Source organism: Streptomyces sp. BPTC-684 (assembly GCF_030028635.1).
GTDB classification, from domain to species: domain Bacteria; phylum Actinomycetota; class Actinomycetes; order Streptomycetales; family Streptomycetaceae; genus Streptomyces; species Streptomyces noboritoensis.
Genome location: NZ_CP124863.1, coordinates 5151263 through 5175450, shown reverse-complemented (window position 1 = coordinate 5175450; position 24188 = coordinate 5151263). Strand labels below are relative to the sequence as shown.

The following is a 24188-nucleotide window of genomic DNA, read 5'->3' as shown; positions in this document are numbered from 1 at the left end:
GGGGCTCCCGTGGTCGCTGTCTGGAGTGCGTGCCGGTCCCCTCTGTGGATCCCGCACGAGTTTCCGTACGGGTTTCCGGGGGCGCCGTCGCTGCGGTTCGGGGGTTTTCACCACCCGGCCACGGGCTACCAGGGTATCAGCGAGTGCGGCGGACCGCTTCCGGCCACGCTCCGCACACGCCCGGCCGACCCAGTGTGCTCCCGTCACCCGGACGGCCGAACGGCGTTGCCGGAAGGCATCGGCGGATCACCTACGTGCGTCGTATCCTGCTCGGACACTCGCCGCCGAGCCGCTGGCAACACGGCGCCACCCCGGCCGTCACCCACAACATGCGCTCGTTGGCGATCCCTTGACCGCAGTCGCAGTAGCAGTAAGCGCCCCGCGGGGCGGACGTGGCCGTTCGACTGGAGATTGCACGTGGCCGGGCGCATCGAGGATTACGCACTCATCGGGGACATGCAGACCGCCGCACTGGTCTGCCGGGACGGCACGACCGACTGGCTGTGCCTGCCACGCTTCGACTCGCACGCCGTCTTCGCCGGACTGCTCGGCACCGATGAACACGGCTTCTGGCGGATCGGCCCGGCGCACGCGGCCGACGCGCCGCCACCCCGTGCGGACCGGCGCCGCTACCGGGGCGACTCGCTGATCCTGGAGTCGGAGTGGGACACCCCGCGCGGCACGGTCCGGGTGACGGACTTCATGCCGCCCGCGCGCGCGCCGCTGATCCGGATCGTGGAGGGCGTCAGCGGCCGGGTGCCGATGCGCAGCGCCCTGCGGATGCGTTTCAGCTACGGGCGCGTCGTGCCCTGGGTGCACAAGGTCGACAACCGTACGGTCGCGGTCGCGGGCCCCGACTCGGTCTGGCTGGACACCCCGGTCGACACGTACGGCAAGAACCTCACCACGTACTCCGACTTCACCGTCTCCCCGGTGAGCGGATCGCCTTCACGATCAGCTGGGAGCCGTCCCACAAGGAGCCGCCCGCGCTCTCGGAGCCGGAGGCGGCCCTGGAGGCGACCGAGGACTTCTGGCGCGAGTGGGTCGAGCACTGTACGTACCACGGGCCCTACCGCGAGGCCGTGGTCCGCTCGCTGATCACCCTCAAGGCCCTCACCTACGCCCCCACCGGCGGCATCGTCGCCGCGCCCACCACCTCGCTGCCCGAGGACATCGGCGGCTCGCGCAACTGGGACTACCGCTACACCTGGCTGCGGGACGCGGCGATCACCCTCTCCTCGCTGCTGCGCACCGGCTACCGCGAGGCCGCGCCTGGCGCGAGTGGCTGCTGCGGGCGTCGCGGGCGACCCCGAGAACCTCCAGATCATGTACGGGATCGCGGGCGAGCGGGAGCTGGGCGAGGCCGAGCTGGACTGGCTTCCCGGATACGAGGACTCGGCCCCGGTCCGGGTCGGCAACGGCGCCGCCCACCAGCTCCAGCTGGACGTGTACGGCGAGGTCACCGAGGCCCTGCACCTGGCGCACATGACGGGCCTGGCCCGCAACGACTACGCCTCGCTGCTCCAGCTCAAGCTGATCCGCTACCTGGAGGACCACTGGGACCAGCCGGACGAGGGCATCTGGGAGGTGCGCGGCCCGCGCCGCCGCTTCGTGCACTCCAAGGTGATGGCCTGGGTCGCCGTCGACCGCACCATCAAGCTGATCGAGTCGGGCGACGCGGACGGGCCGCTGGAGAAGTGGCGCGAGCTGCGCGACGACATCCACCGGGATGTGTGCGAGAAGGGGTACGACAGGGAGCGCAACACCTTCACGCAGTCGTACGGCTCCAAGGAGCTGGACGCCTCCCTGCTGCTGATCCCGCAGATGGGCTTCCTGCCGCCGGACGACAAGCGCGTGATCGGCACGATCGAGGCGATCCAGCGCGAGCTGTCCACGCCGGACGGGTTCATCCTGCGCTACCCGACGGCGGGCGAGGAGGCGGGCTGCGACGGCCTGGAGGGCGACGAGGGGGCGTTCCTGGCCTGCTCGTTCTGGATGGCGGACGACCTGGCCATGATCGGCCGGGTCGACGAGGGCCGGAAGCTCTTCGAGCGGCTGCTCTCGCTGCGCAACGACATCGGGCTGCTCGCCGAGGAGTGGGATCCGCGGCTGCAGCGGCAGGTGGGGAACTTCCCGCAGGCCTTCAGCCATGTTCCGTTGATCGATACGGCGCTGCGGCTCACGCGTCCGGGGCGTACGGGGGTAGGCGTTCCGCACGGGGTGCGGTGCGTTCTTGGCTGCGGGTCGTCTGTGGCTGGTCGCGCAGTTCCCGCGCCCCTGACGGGGCGCCCGCTTAGCATGGAAATGTCCTGTCCCCTCCTGGAAAGGGCTGCGCCATGACCACCCCCTCGAAAGCGGGCACGGCCCTTGCCGAGCTCCGTGAAGACCTCGCCGGTGACGTGTTCGTCCCGGGCGATCTGAGCTACGACGACGCCCGGACGGTCTTCAACGCCATGATCGACCGGCGCCCCGCCGTGATCGCCCAGTGCGAGTCCGACGCGGACGTGGTCACCGCCGTGCGCTTCGGGCGCGACCTGGACCTCAAGATCGCCGTACGCGGCGGCGGTCACAGCGTCTCCGGCCAGGCCCTCAACGACAACGGCCTGGTCATCGATCTGCGCCGGATGCACGAGGTGACCGTCCACCGGGCCGCCCACGCCGTCCGCGTCCAGGGCGGCGCCATCATGAGCCATCTCGACCAGGCCACCCAGCCGCACGGCCTGGCCACCACGGGCGGCCGCGTCTCCACCACCGGCGTCGGCGGCTTCGTGCTCGGCGGCGGATCGAGCTGGCTGGACCGCAGCTTCGGGCTCGCCGTCGACAACCTGCTCGGCGTCGAACTGGTCACCGCCGACGGCAGTGTGGTCATGGCGAGCGCCGAGGAGAACCGGGAACTGTTCTGGGCGCTGCACGGCGGAGGCGGCAACTTCGGCGTCGCCACCTCGCTCACCCTGCGGCTGCACGAGCTGCCCGAGTACTCCATCGCCATGCTGCTGTACCTGCCCGAGCACGCCCCCGAGGTGGCGCGCACCTATCGCGAGCTCATCGAGAACGGGCCGGCCGAGGCGAGCGGCGGCGTCCTGCGCATGACCGCACCGCCCGAGCCGTTCATCCCCGAGCACCTGGTCGGAAAGGTGCTGTCCGGCGCCCCGTGGCGTATGCGGGCGGCGAGGAGGCCATGCGCAAGGTCGCCCAGCCGCTGATCGCCCTGCCGCACGAGGTCGAGATCGTCACGGCCATGCTGTACGCCGACATGCAGTGCATGATGGACGACCCGCCTGGGCTGCGTAACTACTGGTCGGCCGAGTACCTGACCGGTATGCCCGACGACTTCGTGGACGTCTTCTGCGCCCTGGGCGAGTCCATGCCGACGCCCACCGGCACCCAGCACGTGGTCTTCCTGCTGGGCGGCGCCATCGCCGACGGCCCCGGCGAATACCCCGTGCCCTACCGCGACGCGCCCTGGGCCGTGCACCCCTTCGGGATCTGGGAGGACCCGGCCGACGACGAGCGCTGCCGCCAGTGGGTCAAGGACGTCCGGGCCCGGTCCAGCCGTGGTCGACCGGCGCGGTCTACCTCAACTTCACCGGCGACGAGGGCGCCGAGCAGGTGGTCGCGGGCCTCGGCGCCGAGAACATGCGGCGGCTGCGCGAGGTGAAGCGCGCCTACGACCCGGACAACGTCTTCCGCTTCAACCACAACATCGTCCCGACCTGACGGAAGGAGCAGTGTGTCGTACCGTGACCCGCATCACCGTCCGGTACGACAAAACACGAGGTGAACCCCATTGGACAGCCAGGGCGGGATCACCGTGCAGCGCGCTCTGGAGCTGCTCGGGCTGCGCGGCGGGCTCCCCGAGGTGGTCGCCGGGGCCGAGCGCCTGGGCCGCACGGTGCGCTGGGTGCACGCGGGCGAGGTCCCGAACATCGCCTCGCTGCTCAAGGGCGGCGAGCTGCTGCTGACCACGGGGCTCGGCCTGGGCACCCGCCCTGCCGAGCAGCGCGCCTTCGTACGGCGCCTGGCCGAGCGGGGCATCGCCGCACTGGTCGGCGAGCTCGGCCGGCGCTTCGGCCGCCTGCCCGCCACCCTCGTGGACACCGCGCGGGCGGCCGGGCTGCCGCTGGTCGCGCTCCACCGCGAGGTGCCGTTCGTGACGGTCACCGAGGAGATCCACACCGAGATCGTCAACGGCCACTACGCCCTGCTCCAGCGCGCCGAGGAGGTGCACCGGCGATGTACCGGCGCGCTGTTCTCGGGCGGCGGCGTGCCCCAGGTCCTGTCGATCCTGGCCGACTTCACGGCCAACCCGGTGTTCCTGGAGACCCCGGACGGCCAGCTGCTCTACGCGGCCGCGGGCTCCGCCGAGGCGGGCGCGGACCCGCTCCAGGTGTGGGAGGGGCTGCGCGGGCAGCGCGAGTCCTGCGAGTCGGGCCGCCGGCCGGCGCGGTCTGGACGTGCCCGGCGGCGGCCACGGCACCGGCGCGGTACGCGCCCGGCTCGTCCTGCTCGCCGTCGCCGCGCCGCTGCTGCCGGTCCACCGGATGGCGGCGGAGCGGGCCGCGGGCATCCTCGCGGTGGTGCTGATGCAGGCGCGCCAGGAGGAGGAGGTGGGCGCGCGGGCGCGGCGACTTCCTGACCGACCTCGCCGAGGGCCGCATCACCGCCGAGGACGCGCCCGCGCAGGCGAAGGTGCTGGGCTTCAAGCCGGGTGAGGGCCTGCTGCTGCCGGTGGTGATGCGGCTGGCCTCCGAACTCTCCCCCACCGGCAACTGGGCGGTCCTGGCGCGCGCGGTCCTGGAGGAGCTGTCCTCGGTGGGTGTGCCGGTCCTGCTCGGCGTACGGCCGGTGGAGGGCCGGGTCCCGCTGCTGCTCGGGCTGCGCTCGGAGTCGGCGCACGGCGGTCGCCGACCGGGCGGCGGCGGCGCTGCGGGCCGGCGTGGAGCGCGCCGGGCTGCCCGGGCCGGGGCGCAGCCGGTGGTGGTCGTCGGGGTGGCGGGCGGCTGGGCGGCGGCCTCGGCGGGCGCTGCGCCACGCGGGCGAGACCGCCGCGGCCGCACAGGGCCTGTCCGAGCGCCCCTGGTACGACGCCCGGCGCCTGGACATCGACCTGCTGCTGTGGCGGCTGCGCGAACACCCTGACCTGGCGGCGTTCGTGGAGCGCGCCATCGGCCCGCTGCGCACCCACGACGCGGCCTCGCGCCCGCCGCTGCTGCCCACCCTGGAGACCTATCTGGCGCACGCCGGCCGCAAGCCGGAGACGGCCCGCGAGCTGCACCTCAACCGCCAGACGCTCTACAACCGCCTTGCCCGGATCGCGGAGCTGCTCGGCACGGACCTGGACGACCCGCAGACGGTACTGGCGCTGTCCCTGGCACTGCGGGCCCGCCGCCACGTCCCGTAGCGCCTCACATTCCGTGACGCTGCGTCAACTCGTCGTAGACGCTGAGCGCTAGAGCGACCGTCTCGTCCTCGGTCGGCCAGTCCGCCGCCTGTACGAGTCCGGCCTCGGCGAGCTCGCGGCGCCGTCCGGGGTCGGCGAGCAGCCGCGCCACGGCGGCCCCGAGCGCCGCCGCGTCCCCGTACGGCACCAGCTCGGCCGCGTCCCCGACGAGCTCCGGGACCCCGCCCACGGCGGTGGCGACCAGCGGCACCCCGAGCCGCAGCGCCTCCTGGGCAAGGAGCGCGCCCCCCAGCGGCTCGCGAGTACGGCCGCGTCGGCGGCGGCCAGCAGCTCGGTGACGTCGTCGCGCCGCCAGGCAGCTTCACGGGCAGCGCCTCGGCCTCGATGCGCCGCTGGAGCGCGGCCCGCTCCGCCCTCCCCGCGATCGCCAGCAGCGGTACGGGTCGAGCGCCTCCAGCGGTGGGCGGCGTCCAGGAGCACGTCGTACCCCCGGTGCTCGACCAGGCTGCCGACGGCCATCAGCAACGGCCGGTCCACGGCGCCGAGTTCGGCGCGCCTTGCCGTCCGGGACGGGCGTACGGGGCGCGGGCACCGCGACCGCGGCGAGCCGGGCGTCCCGGGCGCCGTGCCGCCGGGCGCGGTCGACCAGGTCGGAGGAGGTGCCGAGCACCACGGCGGCCGCCCGGGCCGCCCGCCGCTCCAGCATCCGCAGCACCCGCCCCGGTGCCCTCGGCGTGGACTCGGGTGTGCCAGGTGACTACGAGCAGGATCGCGCGCCGCCGCCCAGGGCGAGGGCGGTCCGTACGGCCGCGTGCAGCCCGTGCGCGTGCACCACGTCCGCGCCCGCGCAGGCCGCCCGCAGGGCGCCGACCGCCACCGGGTCGCCGCGCCGGGGCACGGGGACGAAGTGGGCGCCCGCGCCCGGAAGTCGAACTCCCGCTCAGTCGGCGGGAGCGCAGACCGTGACCCGGACGCCGCGCGCGGCCAGGCCCGCCGCCAGCGAGCGCACGTGCGCGCTGCTGCCCGCGCTGCCGCCGCCCAGCGCTTGGACCGTACGCAGCTGTGACACGTGAACAGGCTCCCGGGTCGGCGGTGGGCCGGTGTGGACCCCGGCCAAGGATGCCAGCCCGCACGGACGTTCCGCCCCCGTCCGGACGTTTCCCCGTGCCGACAGGCGGCGGACCGGGCCGGGAGACCACCCACACGGGTGAACCCCCGACAGGTCCTACGCCTACCCCTCCGCCCGGCCGTCGCCAGCAGCTCCTCCGCGTGGGCCCGGGCCGTCTCGGAGTCCTCCTGGCCCGCCAGCATCCGGGAGAGCTCGCGGACCCGGTCCTCGCCCTCAAGGACGGTGACGCCGGACCGGGTGACCGTCCCGTCGTTGGTCTTCTCCACCAGGAGCTGGCGGTCCGCGAAGGCCGCCACCTGGGGCAGATGGGTCACCACGACGACCTGCGCCGACTTGGCGAGCTTCGCCAGGCGCCGGCCGATCTCGACCGCCGCCCGGCCGCCGACGCCCGCGTCGACCTCGTCGAAGAGGTACGTGGGCACCGGGTCCGTGCCCGCGAAGACCACCTCGACCGCGAGCATCACCCGGGAGAGTTCACCGCCCGAGGCGCCCTTGGCGATCGGCCGCGCCGGGGCGCCCGGGTGCAGGGCGAGCAGCAGCTCCACCTCGTCCGCGCCGGTCGGCCCGTACGCCACGGTCCGCCCGTCCACCTCGACGCCCTCGGGGTCCTCCACCTGCCGTACCGCGAACGACACCCGCGCGTGCGGCATCGCCAGCGACGCCAGCTCGGCCGTCACCGCGTCGGCGAAGCGCGCCGCTGCCTCGGTGCTGGCGTCCGTCAACTCCTGGGCGAGGAGGGACAGTTCGCCGCGCAGCCCGTCCTGCTCGGCCGTCAGCTCGCCGATCCGGTCGTCGTCGCCGTCCAGCTCGGTCAGCCGCGCAGCGCTCTGCTGCGCCCAGCCGAGGACGGCCTCGATGTCCTCGCCGTACTCGGTCAGCCCGGTCAGTGCCGCGCGCCGCTCCTCCACGGCCGTGAGCCGCAGGGGTCGGCGTCGAGGTCGTCCGCGTACCCGGCGAGCTCGCCCGCCACGTCGCCGAGCAGGATCCCGACCTCGCCGATGCGCTCGGCGAGCGCGGCCAGGGCGGGGTCGTGCGACCGTACGGCGTCCAGGGCCAGGTGCGCGCCCGCGACCAGGGTGGTCGCGTCGACGCTCTCCGGGTCCTCGGGGTTGCCCGCGAGGGCGGCGTGGGCGAGGGCGGCCGCGGACGCCAGCGCCTCGGCGTGCCCGAGCCGTCCGGCCTCGGCGGCGAGTTCGGTGTCCTCGCCCGCCAGCGGCTCGACCGCGGCGATCTCGTCGAGCCCGAACCGCAGCAGATCGGCCTCCTGCGCCCGCTCGCGCGCCCGCGTGGTCAGCTCCTCCAGCTCCCCGGCGACGGCCGCAGCCGCCGGTACGCCTCCGCGTACTTGGCCAGCGGCCCGGCGACGGCGTCCCCGGCGTACCGGTCGAGGGCCTCGCGCTGCCGGGCAGGGCGCAGCAACCCCTGCTGATCGGTCTGCCCGTGTACGGCGACGAGCTCATCGGCCAGCTCCGCGAGCACGCCGACCGGCACGGAGCGTCCGCCGAGGAACGCCCGTGAGCGGCCCTCCGCCGAGACGGTACGGCTACCAGCAGCGCGCCCTCGTCGAGCTCGGCCCCGGCCTCCGCGCGGATCGCCGCGGTGCCGCCGCGCGCAGCGCGATCCGCCCCTCGACGACCGCCGACTTGGCGCCGATCCGCACCAGGGCGGGGTCGGCGCGCCCGCCGAGCAGCAGCCCCAGGCTGGTGACGACCATGGTCTTGCCCGCGCCGGTCTCGCCGGTCACCGCGGTGAACCCGGGCGACAGCTCGACGACAGCGTCGTCGATGACCCCGAGCGACCGTATCCGTATCTCCTCCAACACGCCCCCGACCTTACGAGGTCCGAGCCCCGGTTTGCGACGCCCCCACACGCTCACCCTCCCGGTTGACCCGTGCCGCTTTTGCCCCCACCCCACGGCCTGGGAGGGCCGGTGCTTTGTCTGCGGCGTCCCGCGCCCCTAAATGCGCCGCTTCGGGGCGCCCACCAGGGGCGCGGGGAACTGCGCGAGCAGCCCAGCCGGTCCGCAGACGAGCGGTGGCCCGTAGCGGGGTGCGGGGCCGAAGGCCCCGCCAAAGGGGTCCGGGGCGATCCCCGAAACCCACTTCCCCCACCCACCCCCGGAGGCCACGCGGCGGAGCCGCACATGTCACAACGGGAAGGGGCGGGGTGGGGGCTCAAACCTCAGTGCGGCGCGCCCCTCCACCCGCTCACCGGCAGCGCGAGCTTCGCCACCAGCCGGTCCGGAACGACGCGTGGTGCAGGCGCGCCAGCCGCACGGGAACGGCCCCCCGCCGCACCTCCACCCGAGCCCCGGGGGCAACTCGACCGTGCGACGCCCGTCACACCACAGCACCCCGTGCGGCGTATGCGGCTGCACCTCCACCGCGAGCACCGAACTCGGCGACGTCACCAGCGGCTTGGCGAACAGCGCGTGCGCGCTGATCAGCACCATCAGCAGCGCCTCGACCTCCGGCCACACCACCGGCCCGCCCGCCGAGAAGGCGTACGCCGTCGACCCGGTCGGCGTCGCGTACACGATCCCGTCGCAGCCGAACCCCGTCACCGGCCGCCCGTCGATCTCCAGGACGACCTCCAGCATCCGCTCGGGCGACACCTTCTGCACGGCGGCCTCGTTCAGCGCCCAGTCCGTGTGCACCACGTCGCCGTTGCTGTGCACCACGACGTCGAGGGTCATCCGCTCCTCGACCTCGTAGGAGCGCGTGACCACCCGGTCCACGACCTTGTCCAGGTCGTCGCGCTCCGCCTCGGCGAGGAACCCGACCCGCCCGAGGTTGACGCCGAGCATCGGCACCCCGGACGCCCGCGCGAACTCGGCGCCGCGCAGCGGCGTCCCGTCCCCGCCGAGCACGATCAGCAGCTCACACCCGTCGAGGCACTGCGGGGTGGCCTCCTTGACCGTCGCACGGAGGCGGAGTCCGGCAGCGGAATGTCGGCCGCCTCCGCCTCCAGGACCCGCACCCCGATGCCGCACCGCAGCAGCCCCAGTACCACCAGCTCCGCGCTGCGGATGGCGGCGGGCCGCCCGGTGTGCGCGAGCAGGAACACCGTGCGCTCCGTACCTCGCTCGCACACACCGTCCCCCCGCGCGTCTCCTCCGCGTTCCCCAACGAGCTCAACAGGGTCCCTCCGCCACTGCACGCTCGACATCAGCCGGATCCAGCGCGGGCGCCCCGGCCCGCAGCCACAGAAAGTATTCGACATTGCCGGAGGTTCGGGCAGCGGGCTGGCCGTGACCCCAGCACACCGAGCCGAGCGCGGCGGCCTGCCCGGCCACCGTGCGCACCGTCTCGGCCCGCAGCCCAGGCTGCGCACCACACCGCCGCTGCCGAGCCGGTCCTTGCCGATCTCGAACTGCGGCTTGACCATGAGCACCAGGTCCGCGTCCGGCGCGCAGCACCGCACCAGCGCGGGCAGCACGAGGCCGAGCGCGATGAAGGACAGGTCCCCCACCACCAGGTCGACCGGCTCGCCGTCGATGTCGTCGAGCGTCAACTCTCGTACGTTCGTACGGTCCTTGACGGTGACCCGGTCGTCACTCTGGAGGGACCAGGCGAGCTGTCCGTACCCGACGTCCACCGCCACCACGTGCCCGGCGCCCGAGCGCAGCAGCACGTCCGTGAAGCGCCGGTGGAGGCGCCCGCGTCCAGCGCCCGGCGCCCCTCGACCTTCAGCCCCTCCGGGACGAAGGCGGCCAGCGCTCCGGCCAGCTTGTGGCCGCCGCGCGGACGTAGTCCGGGTCGCTGTCGTCCTCGGCGACGACGATCGCGGCGGCCGTCTCGACCTGGGTGGCGGACTTGGTGGCGACGGTCTTGCCGACCGTCACCCGCCCGGCGGCGATCAGCTGCGCGGCGTGCTCACGGGACCGGGCGAGCTTCCGGCGGACCAGCTCGGCGTCGAGGCGGCGGCGTGCCACTCCTGCCACGTTCGGTTCAGCTCCTGTTGTCGTACGTATGTGACGCGGGGGACGGGCCGGCGGCCCCGGCCGGGCGTCGAGCGCGCTCAGCGTCTCGCGCAGCCCCCCGTGTACATCCTCGTACACCTCGACGTGTCCGTCCGTATCGAGGTGGTCGACGTCCGCCAGCCGCTCGACCAGGGCGTCCACCCGGGGGTCGCCGGTGGGGGCGCAGGGCACGTCCAGGGGCGCCGGGCCGCCGGGGTCGTCGTGTGCGCCGCTCCGCCTCGGGCTCCGGCATCAAGTCGCTCATGCCAAGACGCTACCGCGTGGGCCTGCGGTACGGTCGATCACGATGGCGACGATGGAGGAGCGCCGCGCGGCACTCGACGAACTTTCCGACAACCTGGCGGGCGCGAACGGCGACGTGCGCGCCGCCGCCGCGCTCGACCGCTCGCTGAGCTGCCACATCACGGACCTGGACCGTACGTTCACCGGGCGCCTGCAGGAGGGCCGCATCGAGGTCGAGCGGACGCTGGACGGCCCGCCGGGCGAGCGCGCCCAGATCCGCCTCGCCATGAAGGGCGACGACCTGGTGGCGATGGTCGCGGGCGAGCTGAACTTCGCGCGGGCGTGGACCTCGGGGCGGGTCCGCCTGGAGGCGGGCTTCCGCGACCTGCTCAGGCTGCGGACGCTGCTGCAACCAAGCCCACCACCCCTCTGGCGCCCGCGCGTCCGTCGGACACCGCCGCAGCGGTTCCGCGGCCGTGCCGCCAGCACCACCAGCGGCGTGCCCGTCTCCGGGTCGTCGATGACCTGGCAGCGGACCCCGAACACCTCCCGCACCAGCTCCGCCGTGACGATCCGCGACGGCGGCCCTCGGCCACGATCTCGCCGCCGCGCATCGCGATCAGGTGCGAGGCGTACCGGGCGACCTGGTTGAGGTCGTGCAGCACCGCGACCAGCGTGCGCCCCTGGGACTCGTGCAGCTCGGCGCACAGGTCCAGGACCTCTATCTGGTGCTGGATGTCCAGGAACGTCGTCGGCTCGTCGAGCAGCAGCAGCGGCGTCGCTGCGCCAGTGCCATCGCGATCCACACCCGCTGGCGCTGCCCGCCGGACAGCTCGTCGACGTACCGCTCCCCCAGCTCGCCCACGCCGGTGGCGTCCATCGACTCCTGGACGATCCGCTCGTCCTCGGGCGACCACTGCCGCAGCAGCCCCTGGTGCGGGTAGCGGCCGCGCGCGACCAGGTCCGCGACCGTGATCCTGTCCGGCGCGATCGACGACTGGGGCAGCAGCCCCAGCGTCCTGGCGACCTTCTTCGCGGGCATCGAGTGGATGGTCTGCCCGTCGAGCAGCACCCGCCCCTCGCTCGGCTTCAGCATCCGCGACAGGGCGCGCAGCAGCGTGGACTTGCCGCAGGCGTTGGGGCCGACGATGACCGTGAACGAGTGGTCCGGTATCTCCACCGAGAGGTCCTTGGCGATCACCCGCTGGTCGTAGCCGAGGGTCACCGAATCGGCGCCGAGGCGCTGCATGCTCGTACTCCTGGAACTGGGATCCGTACAGGGACGGGGGTCGTGCGGGCCGCTCATATCCGGCCCGCCTTGCGCTCGGTGACAAGCAGCCACAGCAGATAGAGGCCGCCGACCACCCCGGTCACCACGCCCACCGGCAGCTTGCTCTCGCCGAACAGCCGCTGGGAGGCCCAGTCGGCGGTCACCAGCAGGGTCGCGCCCATGCAGCCGGAGGCCAGGACGTTGGGCCCGGTGGCCTTGGTGAGACGGCGGGCGAGCTGCGGCGCGGTCAGCGCGACGAAGGAGATAGGACCTGCCGCCGCGGTCCCGGCGGCGTTGAGGAGCACGGCGGCGAGCATCAGCACGGTCCGGGTGCGCTGGACAGGCACGCCGAGCGCGTACGCCGCGTCGTCGCCCATCTCCAGCATCCGCAGCGGCCGTCCGTACGCGAGGATCACCGGCAGCAGCACCGCGAACAGCGCGAGCAGCGGCCGCACCTGGGCCCAGTCCCGCCCGTCGAGCGAACCGGTCAGCCACACCATGGCCCGGGTCGCGTCGACCAACTGGGCCTTGGTGAGCAGGTACTGGATGCAGGCGGTGAGCATCGCGGCGACGCCGATGCCGACGAGCACGAGGCGGTAGCCGTGCACGCCCTTCTGCCAGGCGAGCAGATAGACCGCGACCCCGGTCGCGAGCCGCCGAGCAGGGCGCCGACCGCGACCTCGGGGCGCTGCCCCCGAACCAGACGATGACGACGAGGGCGCCGACGGACGAGCCCTGGCCGAAGCCGATGACGTCCGGACTGCCCAGCGGATTGCGGGAGATGGACTGGAAGACCGCGCCCGAGATGCCGGGCGCGGCGCCCACGAGGAGACCCACGAGGACCCGGGGCAGCCGCAGCTCGTTGACGATGAAGTCCTGCTGGGCGGTGCCGGAGCCGAAGAGCGTCGGACGACGTCGAGCGGCGCGATGTCGAAGTCGCCGCTGCCGACGAGGACCACGCCCGCCGTGAGCGCCGCGGCCAGCAGCGCCACGACGACGACCAGCGAGCGGGTGTCGGCCCGGAACGAGTAACCCCCGGGCGTGCGTACGGCCTTCACAGCTGAGCCATCCTCTTGCGGCGGACGAGAAAGATGAACACGGGCCCGCCGATGAGCGCCGTGACGATGCCCACCTGGAGCTCGGGGGCGGGTGATCACCCGTCCGACCACGTCGCCGAGCAGCAGCACGGGCGAGAGGACGGCCGCGTACGGCGGGATCCAGCGCATGTCGGGGCCGGTGATGGCCCGGACGATGTGCGGGACCATCAGGCCGATGAAGACGATCGGCCCGCAGGCGGCGGTCGCGGCCCCGCACAGCAGCGTGACGGTGACCATCGACAGGACGCGTGTACGGGTGAGATGGGCGCCCAGCGCGCGGGCGGTGTCGTCGCCCAGGGCCATCGCGTTGAGCGGCCGGGCGATGAGCGCGGCGAGCACCAGACCGGCCACCACGAAGGGCGCGATCTCGGTGACGGTGTCCGCGTTGGCGGAGGCCAGCGAGCCGACCGACCAGAACCGCAGCCGGTCGAGGGCGGCCGAGTCCATCACTGCACGGCGTTGATGTAGCCGTAGAGCGCGACCGTGGCGGCCGTCCCCGCGAGCGCGACCGGACCGGGGTGGCGGCCCGGCTGCCGCCCAGGACGTAGACGAGCGCCGAGACGACCGCGGCGCCGACGAAGGCGAACCAGACGTAGCCGGTCAGGCTGGTGACGCCGAAGAAGCTGATCGCCGAGACCACGGCGGCCGAGGCGCCCGCGCTCACCCCGAGGATGCCGGGCTCGGCCAGCGGGTTGCGGGTGAGCGCCTGCATCACCGCGCCGGAGACGCCGAGGGCCGCCCCGACGAGCAGCCCGAGCAGGGTGCGGGGCACCCGGGTGTCGTGGACGATGACGTCGTCGGCGGTGCAGGAGTAGTGGAACAGCCCGTGCCAGACGTCCGCGAGCGGAATCTGTTTGGCGCCGATCGCGATGCTCGCGAGGGCCACGAGGACCAGGACCCCCATGGCCGCGAGCAGTCCGGCGGCGCGCAGGGCGTGCCGCCGGGCGGTCTGGGGCGGGGCGCGGGAGCGGTCTGCGCGCTCGGCTTGGAAGGGCTGTCTACCAACTCGCAAGTTAGGTTAGCCTACCCTGCTAATCACCCGACAGGGCCCTTGATCCACAACCGGACCCACAACCGGACCCTCAAGCTGCTGACGCGCGGCCCGGATCCCGGGGGCCCGGGGTCACAACCCAGCCGCTCCAGCACCTTCCCCGCATCCAGCTCGCACACCCTCACCCGCGTGCGTCCACGCCGCCGCGCACAGCGCCCGCAGGCCGTCCAGCGGCTCGCCGTCGCCGTCCAAGGCGAACTCCTCGTCGCGTACGGCCGCGGTCCATCCACCACACACGAACTCACCGCCATTTTCGGCCACTTCCGGCTGGCCGGTCAGCATCCCCCGCAGATCCGCGTCCACGAACGTCGGCCGGTGCTCGGCCGAGCGGCGAGCAGTCGGGCGCCGTCGGTCACCCCGGTGAGGACGAGCAGCGAGTCGACCCCGCCGTTGAACGCCCCCTCGATGTCCGTGTCCAGCCGGTCCCCACCACCAGCGGCTTGCGCGCCCGTGCGCAGGATCGTCTCCCGGTGCATCGCGCGGCTTCCGCCACCTGCGGCTCGGCGCCGGTCGCGATCCGCACCACCTCCACCGCCGCCCCGTTGCCCGGCGCGATGCCGCGCCCGCTCGGGATCGTCAGATCGGTGTTGGACGCGAACCACCGCGCCCCGGCCGCGATCGCGTAGCACGCCTCGGCGAACCTGCCCCACGCAAGATCGGGCCCGCCGTACCCCTGCACCACCGCCGCCGGGCGTCCTCGGCCGACTCCACCGGCACCAGCCCCGCTCGCGCAGCGCCACCCACAGCCCCTCGCCGCCGACCACCAGCACCCGCGAACCCGCCGGCACCTGCTCGGAGATCAGCCGCGCCACCGCCTGCGCCGAGGTGATCACATCGCCCGGCTCGGCCGGCACGCCGAGCTCGGTCAGGTGCGCCGCCACCGCGTCCGGCGTCCGCAGCGCGTTGTTGGTGACGTACGCGAGGTGCATCCGCCCTCGCGCGCCGTGCCCAGCGAGCCGACGGCGTGCTCGATCGCCTCGCCGCCCGCGTACACCACCCCGTCCAGATCCAGCAGGGCCGTGTCGTACGCCTCGCTCAGCGCCCGCGCGCTGCCGCTCGGCCGGGTCCTGCTCGGCTGGCTCATCCTCATCCACTCCTCGCTCGATGCTCTCCCCGATCATCGCGCATGCCCGCACCCCACTTACGATGCACTAATGACCACAACAGGGCGTACGGACGACGACGGGCTGCGCCTGATCCCCTTCCGAGGCCTGCGCTATGTGCCCGAGCGCGTCGGCAGCCTCGCGGCCGTGACCTCCCCGCCGTACGACGTGGTGGTGCGGCCCGACGGGCTCCTCCACCTGGAGTCGGCGGACCCGTACAACATCGTCCGGCTGATCCTCCCGCAGACCGCCACGCCCACGGCACGGCACCGGCAGGCCGCGCTCACCCTCCACGACTGGCTCTCGGAGGGCGTCCTCGCCCCCGACCCGGAGCCCGCGCTGTACGTGTACGAGCAGCACGAACAGCGCGGCGCCGGCCTGCTCCAACGCGGGCTGATCGGCGCGCTGGCCCTCTCGGAGCCCTCCGAGGGCGTGGTGCTGCCGCACGAGGACGTGATGCCGCACGTCGTCGAGGACCGCGCCGATCTGATGCGGACGACGGCCGCGCACTTCGAGCCGCTGCTCCTGACGTACCACGGCGACGCGGGCGTCAACGGCAGCGCGCCGGCCGGCGCGGGCGCGGTCATCGAGCGGACCGTACGGCGCGAGCCGCTGCTCGCGACGACCACCGAGGACGGCTACAGCCACCGCCTGTGGGCGGTCACGGACCCCGCGGACCTCGCGGAGATCCAGGGGGACCTCGCCCACCACCAGGCGGTGATCGCCGACGGCCACCACCGCTGGGCGACCTATCTGCGGCTGCGCTCGGAGCAGTCGGCGCCCGGCCCCTGGGACTTCGGCCTGGTCCTGCTCGTGGACACGGCCCGCTATCCGCTGCGGGTGCGCGCCATCCACCGGCTGCTGCACCGCCTTCCGGTCAGCGACGCCCTGGCCGCGGTGGCCGAAACCGGTGCCTTCCGCGTCCGTACGTTCGCGGTGCCGCTGCCCGACGCGCTCGACGTCCTCGCGGAGGCGAGCAGCACGAGCAACGCGTTCCTGCTGGCGGGCGACGGACGCTTCCACCTCCTCGACCGCCCGGACACGGACCTGCTCGCCCGCACCGTCCGCACGGACCGCCCGCAGGCCTGGCGCGACCTGGACGCGACCGTGCTCCACTCCACGCTCCTGGACCACGTCTGGCGCATCCCGGACGCACCCGAGGACATCATGTACATCCACGACACGGCGGCCGCCGTCGAACAGGCGGAACGGCGCGGCGGAACGGCGGTGCTCATGCATCCCGTACGCGAAAGGTCGTCCGGGACCTGGCCCGCCAGGGCGTCACGATGCCCTGCAAGTCGACGTCCTTCGGCCCGAAGCCGGCGACGGGCTTGGTGCTGCGGAGCCTGACGGTGAACTGAGGCACACGCGGATACGAGGTCCGAAAGGGCGGCACCCCGGCCGGGGTGCCGCCCTTTCTCGACTGCCTAACTGCCTACAGGAGTCCAGGCCTTGTCGGCCGGGCCCTTGTCGTCCTCGACGTCGACGACGACGACATCGGCGCCTTCGACGTCCACGTCCACGTCAACGTCCGCGCGGTCGTCGTCCTCGTCCGGCGCGCTGTCCGGCTCGTCGGCGGCGTCCTCCGCGTCCAGCTCGTCGGCGATGTCGGCGTCGTCGTCACCGTCCTCGTCGAGGGCGTCCACGAAGTCCACGCCGTCCATCTCGGCCAGCCGGTCGGAGGCGTCGGTGGCGCCGTCCTTGTCGGACTCCAGCGCCTTGGCGAACCACTCGCGGGCCTCGTCCTCACGCCGGCGGCGAGCAGCGCGTCGGCGTACGCGTACCGCAGACGCGGGTCCACGGCTGCACCGAGTTCGACGCCAGCTCCGGGCTCTGCAGGGTCACGATGGCGGCGTCCAGCTGCCCCATGTCCCGCCGCGCCCCGGCCGCGACCAGGCGCATCTCGACCTGGCCCGCCTTGTCGAGCTTCTGCACCTCCGGCGCACCGGCCATCTCCAGCGCACGCTCGGGCCGGCCCATGCCGCGCTCGCAGTCGGCCATGACCGGCCACAGCTCGACGTGCCCGGTCATCCGCCGCGCGGCGCGGAACTCGGCCAGCGCCTCGGAGTACTTCTGCGTCGCGTACGCCGCGAACCCGGCCGCCTCGCGGACCGCCGCCACACGGAGGCGAGCCGCAGGGCGATCCGCGAGTACGCGTACGCCTGCTCAGGCTCCTCGTCGATCAGCCGGGCCACCATGACCAGGTTCTGGGCGACGTCCTCGGCGATGGTCTTCGGCAGGCTCAGCAGCTCCTGGTGCACGTCCTCGTCGATCTCGTTGCCGGTGACGTCCTCGTCGATCGGCAGCCGCTTGATCGGCTCACGGTCGCGCTCGCGCTCACGGCGGTCGTCGCCGCCACGGAACCCGCCGCGGTCGTCGCGGCCGCGGTAGCCACCACGGTCGTCGTCGCGGCGCGGGCCACGGTCGTCGCGCCCGTCGTCGCGGCGGAAGCCACCGCCGGAGGGCGGCCGCCTCGGTCGTCGCGGTCGTCACGGCGGAAGGAGGGACGGTCGTCGTCGCGACGGGGGCCGCGGTCGTCGCGGCGGTCGTCGCGGAAGCTGGGACGGTCGTTGTCACGACGGAAACCACCGCCGCCGCCACGGTTGTCGTCACGGCGACCGTAGCCGCCACCGCCAGCAGGACGACCACCACGGTCATCGTCACGGCGCGGACCACGGTCATCACGACGGTCGTCACGGAAGCTGGGACGGTCGTTGTCACGACGGAAACCACCGCCGCCGCCACGGTTGTCGTCACGGCGACCGTAGCCACCGCCACCGGCGGACGACCACCACGGTCATCGCGGTCGTCACGGCGGAAGCCGCCGCGGTCGTCATCGCGACGGGGGCCGGACGGTCGTTGTCACGACGGAAGCCGCCGCCGCGGTTGTCGTCACGGCGACCGAAGCCGCCACCACCGGTGGGACGACCACCACGGTCATCGTCACGGCGCGGACCACGGTCATCACGACGGTCATCGCGGAAGCTCGGACGGTCATCGCGGCGGAAGCCGCCGCCGGTGCCGCCACGGTTGTCGTCACGGCGGCCGTAGCCACCGCCACCGGTGGGACGGCCGCCACGGTCGTCATCGCGACGCGGGGCACGGTCATCACGGCGGAAACCGCCACCCGTACCGCCACCACGGTTGTCATCACGACGGCCGTAGCCACCGCCACCGGTGGGACGACCACCACGGTCGTCGCGGTCGTCACGACGGAAGGAGGGACGGTCGTCGTCGCGGCGCGGGCCACGGTCATCGCGGCGGTCGTCACGACGGAAGCCGCCGCCGGTACCACCACGGTTGTCATCGCGGCGGAAGCCGCCGCCGTACCACCACGGTTGTCATCGCGGCGGAAGCCGCCGCCGGTGCCGCCACGGTTGTCGTCGCGACGGCCGTAGCCGCCACCGCCGGTGGGACGACCACCACGGTCATCATCACGGCGCGGGCACGGTCATCACGGCGGAAACCGCCACCCGTACCGCCACCACGGTTGTCATCACGGCGGCCGTAGCCACCGCCACCGGTGGGACGACCACCACGGTCATCGTCACGGCGCGGGCCGCGGTCGTCGCGACCGCCCCGGTAGCCGCCCCTGTCACCGCCGTCACGGCTGCGCCACTCGCGCTGCGGACGGTCCTCGGGAGAGTTGGTGGACATCGGTGCGACTCCTGTCTTCGGGTACTGCAGTCATTCTCGCGCAGTCGGCTGCCCGACGCGCTTCGGAAAATTGAAGCGAAAATAAAAAGGATCCTTGGTCCCAGCGTGAACGCTGGGACCAAGGGTCCTTGAAGATTGTTCGGCGGTGTCCTGCTCTCCACAGGGTCCCCCTGCAGTACCATCGGCGCTGAAAGGCTTACTTCCGGGTTCGGAATGTAACCGGGCGTTTCCCTAACGCTATGACCACCGAAACCCTATCGGTTTCGAGCGAACAAGCACACTTTTAATTAAGTGGGTTCTACTCAACCAGCAACTGTTCGTTGCTTCAGAACTAACACAGTGGACGCGAGCAACTGAGGACAAGCCCTCGGTCTATTGGTACCAGTCAGCTCCACCCCTTACGAGGCTTCCACATCTGGCCTATCAACCCAGTCGTCTCTGGGAGCCTTACCCACTCGAAGGTGGTGGGAGCCCTCATCTCGAAGCAGGCTTCCCGCTTAGATGCTTTCAGCGGTTATCCTTTCCGAACGTAGCCAACCAGCCATGCCCTTGGCAGGACAACTGGCACACCAGAGGTTCGTCCGTCCCGGTCCTCTCGTACTAGGGACAGCCCTTCTCAAGACTCCTACGCGCACAGCGGATAGGGACCGAACTGTCTCACGACGTTCTAAACCCAGCTCGCGTACCGCTTTAATGGGCGAACAGCCCAACCCTTGGGACCGACTCCAGCCCCAGGATGCGACGAGCCGACATCGAGGTGCCAAACCATCCCGTCGATATGGACTCTTGGGGAAGATCAGCCTGTTATCCCCGGGGTACCTTTTATCCGTTGAGCGACGGCGCTTCCACAAGCCACCGCCGGATCACTAGTCCCGACTTTCGTCCCTGCTCGACCCGTCGGTCTCACAGTCAAGCTCCCTTGTGCACTTACACTCAACACCTGATTGCCAACCAGGCTGAGGGAACCTTTGGGCGCCTCCGTTACTCTTTAGGAGGCAACCGCCCCAGTTAAACTACCCATCAGACACTGTCCCTGATCCGGATCACGGACCCAGGTTAGACATCCAGCACGACCAGAGTGGTATTTCAACGACGACTCCCCTGAACTGGCGTCCAGAGTTCACAGTCTCCCACCTATCCTACACAAGCCGAACCGAACACCAATATCAAACTGTAGTAAAGGTCCCGGGGTCTTTCCGTCCTGCTGCGCGAAACGAGCATCTTTACTCGTAGTGCAATTTCACCGGGCCTATGGTTGAGACAGTCGAGAAGTCGTTACGCCATTCGTGCAGGTCGGAACTTACCCGACAAGGAATTTCGCTACCTTAGGATGGTTATAGTTACCACCGCCGTTTACTGGCGCTTAAGTTCTCAGCTTCGCCCCACCGAATGGAGCTAACCGGTCCCCTTAACGTTCCAGCACCGGCAGGCGTCAGTCCGTATACATCGCCTTACGGCTTCGCACGGACCTGTGTTTTTAGTAAACAGTCGCTTCTCGTTGGTCTCTGCGGCCACCCCCAGCTCACGGAGTAAATCCGATCACCGGTGATGGCCCCCTTCTCCCGAAGTTACGGGGGCATTTTGCCGAGTTCCTTAACCATAGTTCACCCGAACGCCTCGGTATTCTCTACCTGACCACCTGAGTCGGTTTAGGGTACGGGCCGCCATGAAACTCGCTAGAGGCTTTTCTCGACAGCATAGGATCATCCACTTCACCACAATCGGCTCGGCGTCAGGTCTCAGGCTTCATGCTGTCCGGATTTGCCTGGACAGCGCCCTACACCTTACCCCGGGACAACCACCGCCCGGGCTGGACTACCTTCCTGCGTCACCCCATCGCTTACCTACTACCACCTCGGGTCGACGGCTCCACCACTTTCCTTTCCCGAAGGGTCCGGAACCGCTTCACGGCCTTAGCATTAATGGATTCGATATTGGGCGTTTCAAAGCGGGTACCGGAATATCAACCGGTTGTCCATCGACTACGCCTGTCGGCCTCGCCTTAGGTCCCGACTTACCCTGGGCAGATCAGCTTGACCCAGGAACCCTTAGTCAATCGGCGCACACGTTTCTCACGTGTGTATCGCTACTCATGCCCGCATTCTCACTCGTGAACCGTCCACCACTAGCTTCCGCTGCGGCTTCACCCGGCACACGACGCTCCCCTACCCATCACAGCGGGCGTTGGCCCTCATGCTGCAATGACACGACTTCGGCGGTACGCTTGAGCCCCGCTACATTGTCGGCGCGGAATCACTTGACCAGTGAGCTATTACGCACTCTTCCAAGGGTGGCTGCTTCTAAGCCAACCTCCTGGTTGTCTCTGCGACTCCACATCCTTTCCCACTTAGCGTACGCTTAGGGACCTTAGTCGATGCTCTGGGCTGTTTCCCTCTCGACCATGGAGCTTATCCCCCACAGTCTCACTGCCGCGCTCTCACTTACCGGCATTCGGAGTTTGGCTAAGGTCAGTAACCCGGTAGGGCCCATCGCCTATCCAGTGCTCTACCTCCGGCAAGAAACACACGACGCTGCACCTAAATGCATTTCGGGGAGAACCAGCTATCACGGAGTTTGATTGGCCTTTCACCCCTAACCACAGGTCATCCCCCAGGTTTTCAACCCTGGTGGGTTCGGTCCTCCACGAAGTCTTACCTCCGCTTCAACCTGCCCATGGCTAGATCACTCCGCTTCGGGTCTAGAGCGTGCAACTCAAACGCCCTGTTCGGACTCGCTTTCGCTACGGCTTCCCCACACGGGTTAACCTCGCTACACACCGCTAACTCGCAGGCTCATTCTTCAAAAGGCACGAAGTCACGACGTTGAGTACAAGTACTCAACGCGACGCTCCCACGGCTTGTAGGCACACGGTTTCAGGTACTATTTCACTCCGCTCCCGCGGTGCTTTTCACCATTCCCTCACGGTACTATCCGCTATCGGTCACCAGGGAATATTTAGGCTTAACGGGTGGTCCCGCCAGATTCACACGGATTTCTCGGGCCCCTGGGTGTCTCTTAAACGAGCCGCATGAATTTCAGCTACGGGGGTCTTACCCTCTACGCCGGACCTTTCGCATGTCCTTCGCCTATTCATACGGTTTCTGACTCGTCTCACAGCCGGCAGACTATGAAAAGAGATCCCACAACCCCCACGACGCAACCCCTGCCGGGTATCACACGTCGTAGGTTTGGCCTCATCCGGTTTCGCTCGCCACTACTCCCGGAATCACGGTTGTTTTCTCTTCCTGAGGGTACTGAGATGTTTCACTTCCCCTCGTTCCCTCCACATGCCCTATGTGTTCAGGCATGGGTGACAGCCCATGACGACTGCCGGGTTTCCCCATTCGGAAAACCCCGGATCAAAGCCTGGCTGACGGCTCCCCGGGGACTATCGTGGCCTCCCACGTCCTTCATCGGTTCCTGGTGCCAAGGCATCCACCGTGCGCCCTTAAAAACTTGGCCACAGATGCTCGCGTCCACTGTGCAGTTCTCAAACAACGACCAGCCACCCATCACACACCGCCAGACGATGCTTCACTGGGGCCGGCATACCGAAGACAAGGCGTAAAGCCCGTGCCTTCAGACACCCAACAGTGTGCCCGGCCCTTCCAGATGAGTTTTCACGTTCCACGCCGAAGCAGTACTAGGGAAAACCTTCTGAAAGTGCCGAATAGTCAACGTTCCACCCATGAGCTGACCGTGCAGGACATCTGCCTGCAATCGGTACTGTGCTCCTTAGAAAGGAGGTGATCCAGCCGCACCTTCCGGTACGGCTACCTTGTTACGACTTCGTCCCAATCGCCAGTCCCACCTTCGACAGCTCCCTCCCCGCAAGGGGGTTGGGCCACCGGCTTCGGGTGTTACCGACTTTCGTGACGTGACGGGCGGTGTGTACAAGGCCCGGGAACGTATTCACCGCAGCAATGCTGATCTGCGATTACTAGCAACTCGACTTCATGGGGTCGAGTTGCAGACCCAACCGAACTGAGACCGGCTTTTTGAGATTCGCTCCGCCTCACGGCATCGCAGCTCATTGTACCGGCCATTGTAGCACGTGTGCAGCCCAAGACATAAGGGGCATGATGACTTGACGTCGTCCCCACCTTCCTCCGAGTTGACCCCGGCAGTCTCCTGTGAGTCCCCATCACCCCGAAGGGCATGCTGGCAACACAGAACAAGGGTTGCGCTCGTTGCGGGACTTAACCCAACATCTCACGACACGAGCTGACGACAGCCATGCACCACCTGTATACCGACCACAAGGGGGCGACCATCTCTGGCCGTTTCCGGTATATGTCAAGCCTTGGTAAGGTTCATCGCGTTGCGTCGAATTAAGCCACATGCTCCGCTGCTTGTGCGGGCCCCCGTCAATTCCTTTGAGTTTTAGCCTTGCGGCCGTACTCCCCAGGCGGGGAACTTAATGCGTTAGCTGCGGCACCGACGACGTGGAATGTCGCCAACACCTAGTTCCCAACGTTTACGGCGTGGACTACCAGGGTATCTAATCCTGTTCGCTCCCCACGCTTTCGCTCCTCAGCGTCAGTAATGGCCCAGAGATCCGCCTTCGCCACCGGTGTTCCTCCTGATATCTGCGCATTTCACCGCTACACCAGGAATTCCGATCTCCCCTACCACACTCTAGCTAGCCCGTATCGAATGCAGACCCGGGGTTAAGCCCCGGGCTTTCACATCCGACGTGACAAGCCGCCTACGAGCTCTTTACGCCCAATAATTCCGGACAACGCTTGCGCCCTACGTATTACCGCGGCTGCTGGACGTAGTTAGCCGGCGCTTCTTCTGCAGGTACCGTCACTTGCGCTTCTTCCCTGCTGAAAGAGGTTTACAACCCGAAGGCCGTCATCCCTCACGCGGCGTCGCTGCATCAGGCTTTCGCCCATTGTGCAATATTCCCCACTGCTGCCTCCCGTAGGAGTCTGGGCCGTGTCTCAGTCCCAGTGTGGCCGGTCGCCCTCTCAGGTCGGCTACCCGTCGTCGCCTTGGTAGGCCATCACCCCACCAACAAGCTGATAGGCCGCGGGCTCATCCTTCACCGCCGGAGCTTTCCACCCACCGAGATGCCTCGGCGGGTCGTATCCGGATTAGACCCCGTTTCCAGGGCTTGTCCCAGAGTGAAGGGCAGATTGCCCACGTGTTACTCACCCGTTCGCCACTAATCCACCCCGAAAGGCTTCATCGTTCGACTTGCATGTGTTAAGCACGCCGCCAGCGTTCGTCCTGAGCCAGGATCAAACTCTCCATGAATGTGTACCGGTCAT

At 70.0% G+C, this 24188-nt stretch carries 2 protein-coding genes, 3 rRNA genes and 15 pseudogenes; 5 read left to right on the top strand and 15 right to left on the bottom strand.

Annotation, left to right across the window (positions count from 1 at the left end; all coding sequences use genetic code 11):
- Positions 1–417: 417 nt before the first annotated feature.
- From QIY60_RS22935 to QIY60_RS22925, 3 pseudogenes are all read left to right on the top strand, one after another.
- Positions 418–2340: pseudogene (locus QIY60_RS22935) on the top strand (glycoside hydrolase family 15 protein).
- A pseudogene (locus QIY60_RS22930) lies at positions 2337–3717 on the top strand (FAD-binding oxidoreductase). Before QIY60_RS22935 ends, QIY60_RS22930 begins: the two co-directional pseudogenes overlap by 4 nt.
- A 70-nt stretch (positions 3718–3787) precedes the next feature.
- Positions 3788–5401 (top strand): annotated as a pseudogene (locus QIY60_RS22925) (PucR family transcriptional regulator).
- Positions 5402–5405: 4 nt separating this feature from the next.
- Here QIY60_RS22925 and QIY60_RS22920 read toward each other — a convergent pair.
- The 5 pseudogenes from QIY60_RS22920 to QIY60_RS22900 all read right to left on the bottom strand — a co-directional run.
- Positions 5406–6470, bottom strand: a pseudogene (locus QIY60_RS22920) (glycosyltransferase family 4 protein).
- A 176-nt stretch (positions 6471–6646) separates the two neighbouring features.
- Positions 6647–8352, bottom strand: a pseudogene (recN, locus tag QIY60_RS22915) (DNA repair protein RecN); the annotation flags it as partial.
- A 359-nt stretch (positions 8353–8711) separates the two neighbouring features.
- Positions 8712–9623: pseudogene (locus QIY60_RS22910) on the bottom strand (NAD kinase).
- A 40-nt stretch (positions 9624–9663) separates the two neighbouring features.
- Positions 9664–10473, bottom strand: a pseudogene (locus tag QIY60_RS22905) (TlyA family RNA methyltransferase).
- 33 nt (positions 10474–10506) lie between these two features.
- A pseudogene (locus QIY60_RS22900) lies at positions 10507–10756 on the bottom strand (hypothetical protein); the annotation flags it as partial.
- A gap of 42 nt (positions 10757–10798) precedes the next feature.
- On the opposite strand from QIY60_RS22900, the pseudogene QIY60_RS22895 reads away from it, so the two are divergent.
- Positions 10799–11143, top strand: a pseudogene (locus QIY60_RS22895) (SCP2 sterol-binding domain-containing protein); the annotation flags it as partial.
- A 65-nt stretch (positions 11144–11208) separates the two neighbouring features.
- Here QIY60_RS22895 and QIY60_RS22890 read toward each other — a convergent pair.
- The 4 pseudogenes from QIY60_RS22890 to QIY60_RS22875 all read right to left on the bottom strand — a co-directional run.
- Positions 11209–11983 (bottom strand): annotated as a pseudogene (locus QIY60_RS22890) (ABC transporter ATP-binding protein); the annotation flags it as partial.
- A 53-nt stretch (positions 11984–12036) separates the two neighbouring features.
- A pseudogene (locus tag QIY60_RS22885) lies at positions 12037–13062 on the bottom strand (iron chelate uptake ABC transporter family permease subunit).
- Positions 13059–14005: pseudogene (locus QIY60_RS22880) on the bottom strand (iron chelate uptake ABC transporter family permease subunit). The pseudogenes QIY60_RS22885 and QIY60_RS22880 overlap by 4 nt, the downstream one beginning before the upstream one ends.
- A 131-nt stretch (positions 14006–14136) precedes the next feature.
- Positions 14137–15236: pseudogene (locus tag QIY60_RS22875) on the bottom strand (HAD hydrolase-like protein).
- A gap of 70 nt (positions 15237–15306) precedes the next feature.
- Here QIY60_RS22875 and QIY60_RS22870 point away from each other — a divergent pair.
- A pseudogene (locus tag QIY60_RS22870) lies at positions 15307–16616 on the top strand (DUF1015 domain-containing protein).
- A gap of 66 nt (positions 16617–16682) precedes the next feature.
- Here the strand turns inward: QIY60_RS22870 and QIY60_RS22865 are convergent.
- The 6 genes and pseudogenes from QIY60_RS22865 to QIY60_RS22840 form a co-directional block, all read right to left on the bottom strand.
- Positions 16683–17516 (bottom strand): annotated as a pseudogene (locus tag QIY60_RS22865) (hypothetical protein).
- 572 nt (positions 17517–18088) lie between these two features.
- Entirely contained in the window at positions 18089–18562 is a 474-nt protein-coding gene (locus tag QIY60_RS22860) for a hypothetical protein (protein ID WP_349253941.1), read from the bottom strand.
- 127 nt (positions 18563–18689) lie between these two features.
- Positions 18690–18863 (bottom strand): hypothetical protein, encoded by a 174-nt coding sequence (locus tag QIY60_RS22855; protein ID WP_283144107.1) that lies wholly within the window; start codon positions 18861–18863, stop codon positions 18690–18692.
- 186 nt (positions 18864–19049) lie between these two features.
- Positions 19050–19163: ribosomal RNA gene (rrf, locus tag QIY60_RS22850) — 5S ribosomal RNA — on the bottom strand.
- A gap of 104 nt (positions 19164–19267) precedes the next feature.
- Positions 19268–22374, bottom strand: a 23S ribosomal RNA gene (locus QIY60_RS22845).
- A gap of 277 nt (positions 22375–22651) precedes the next feature.
- Positions 22652–24174: ribosomal RNA gene (locus tag QIY60_RS22840) — 16S ribosomal RNA — on the bottom strand.
- The 16S, 23S and 5S rRNA genes sit together here, the layout of an rRNA operon.
- Between the last annotated feature and the right edge of the window lie 14 nt (positions 24175–24188).

Coding starts and splice junctions, on each gene's coding strand:
- QIY60_RS22860 (WP_349253941.1), bottom strand. CDS start 18,562: ATGACAACCGTGGTGGTACCGGCGGCGGCTTCCGTCGTGACGACCGCC.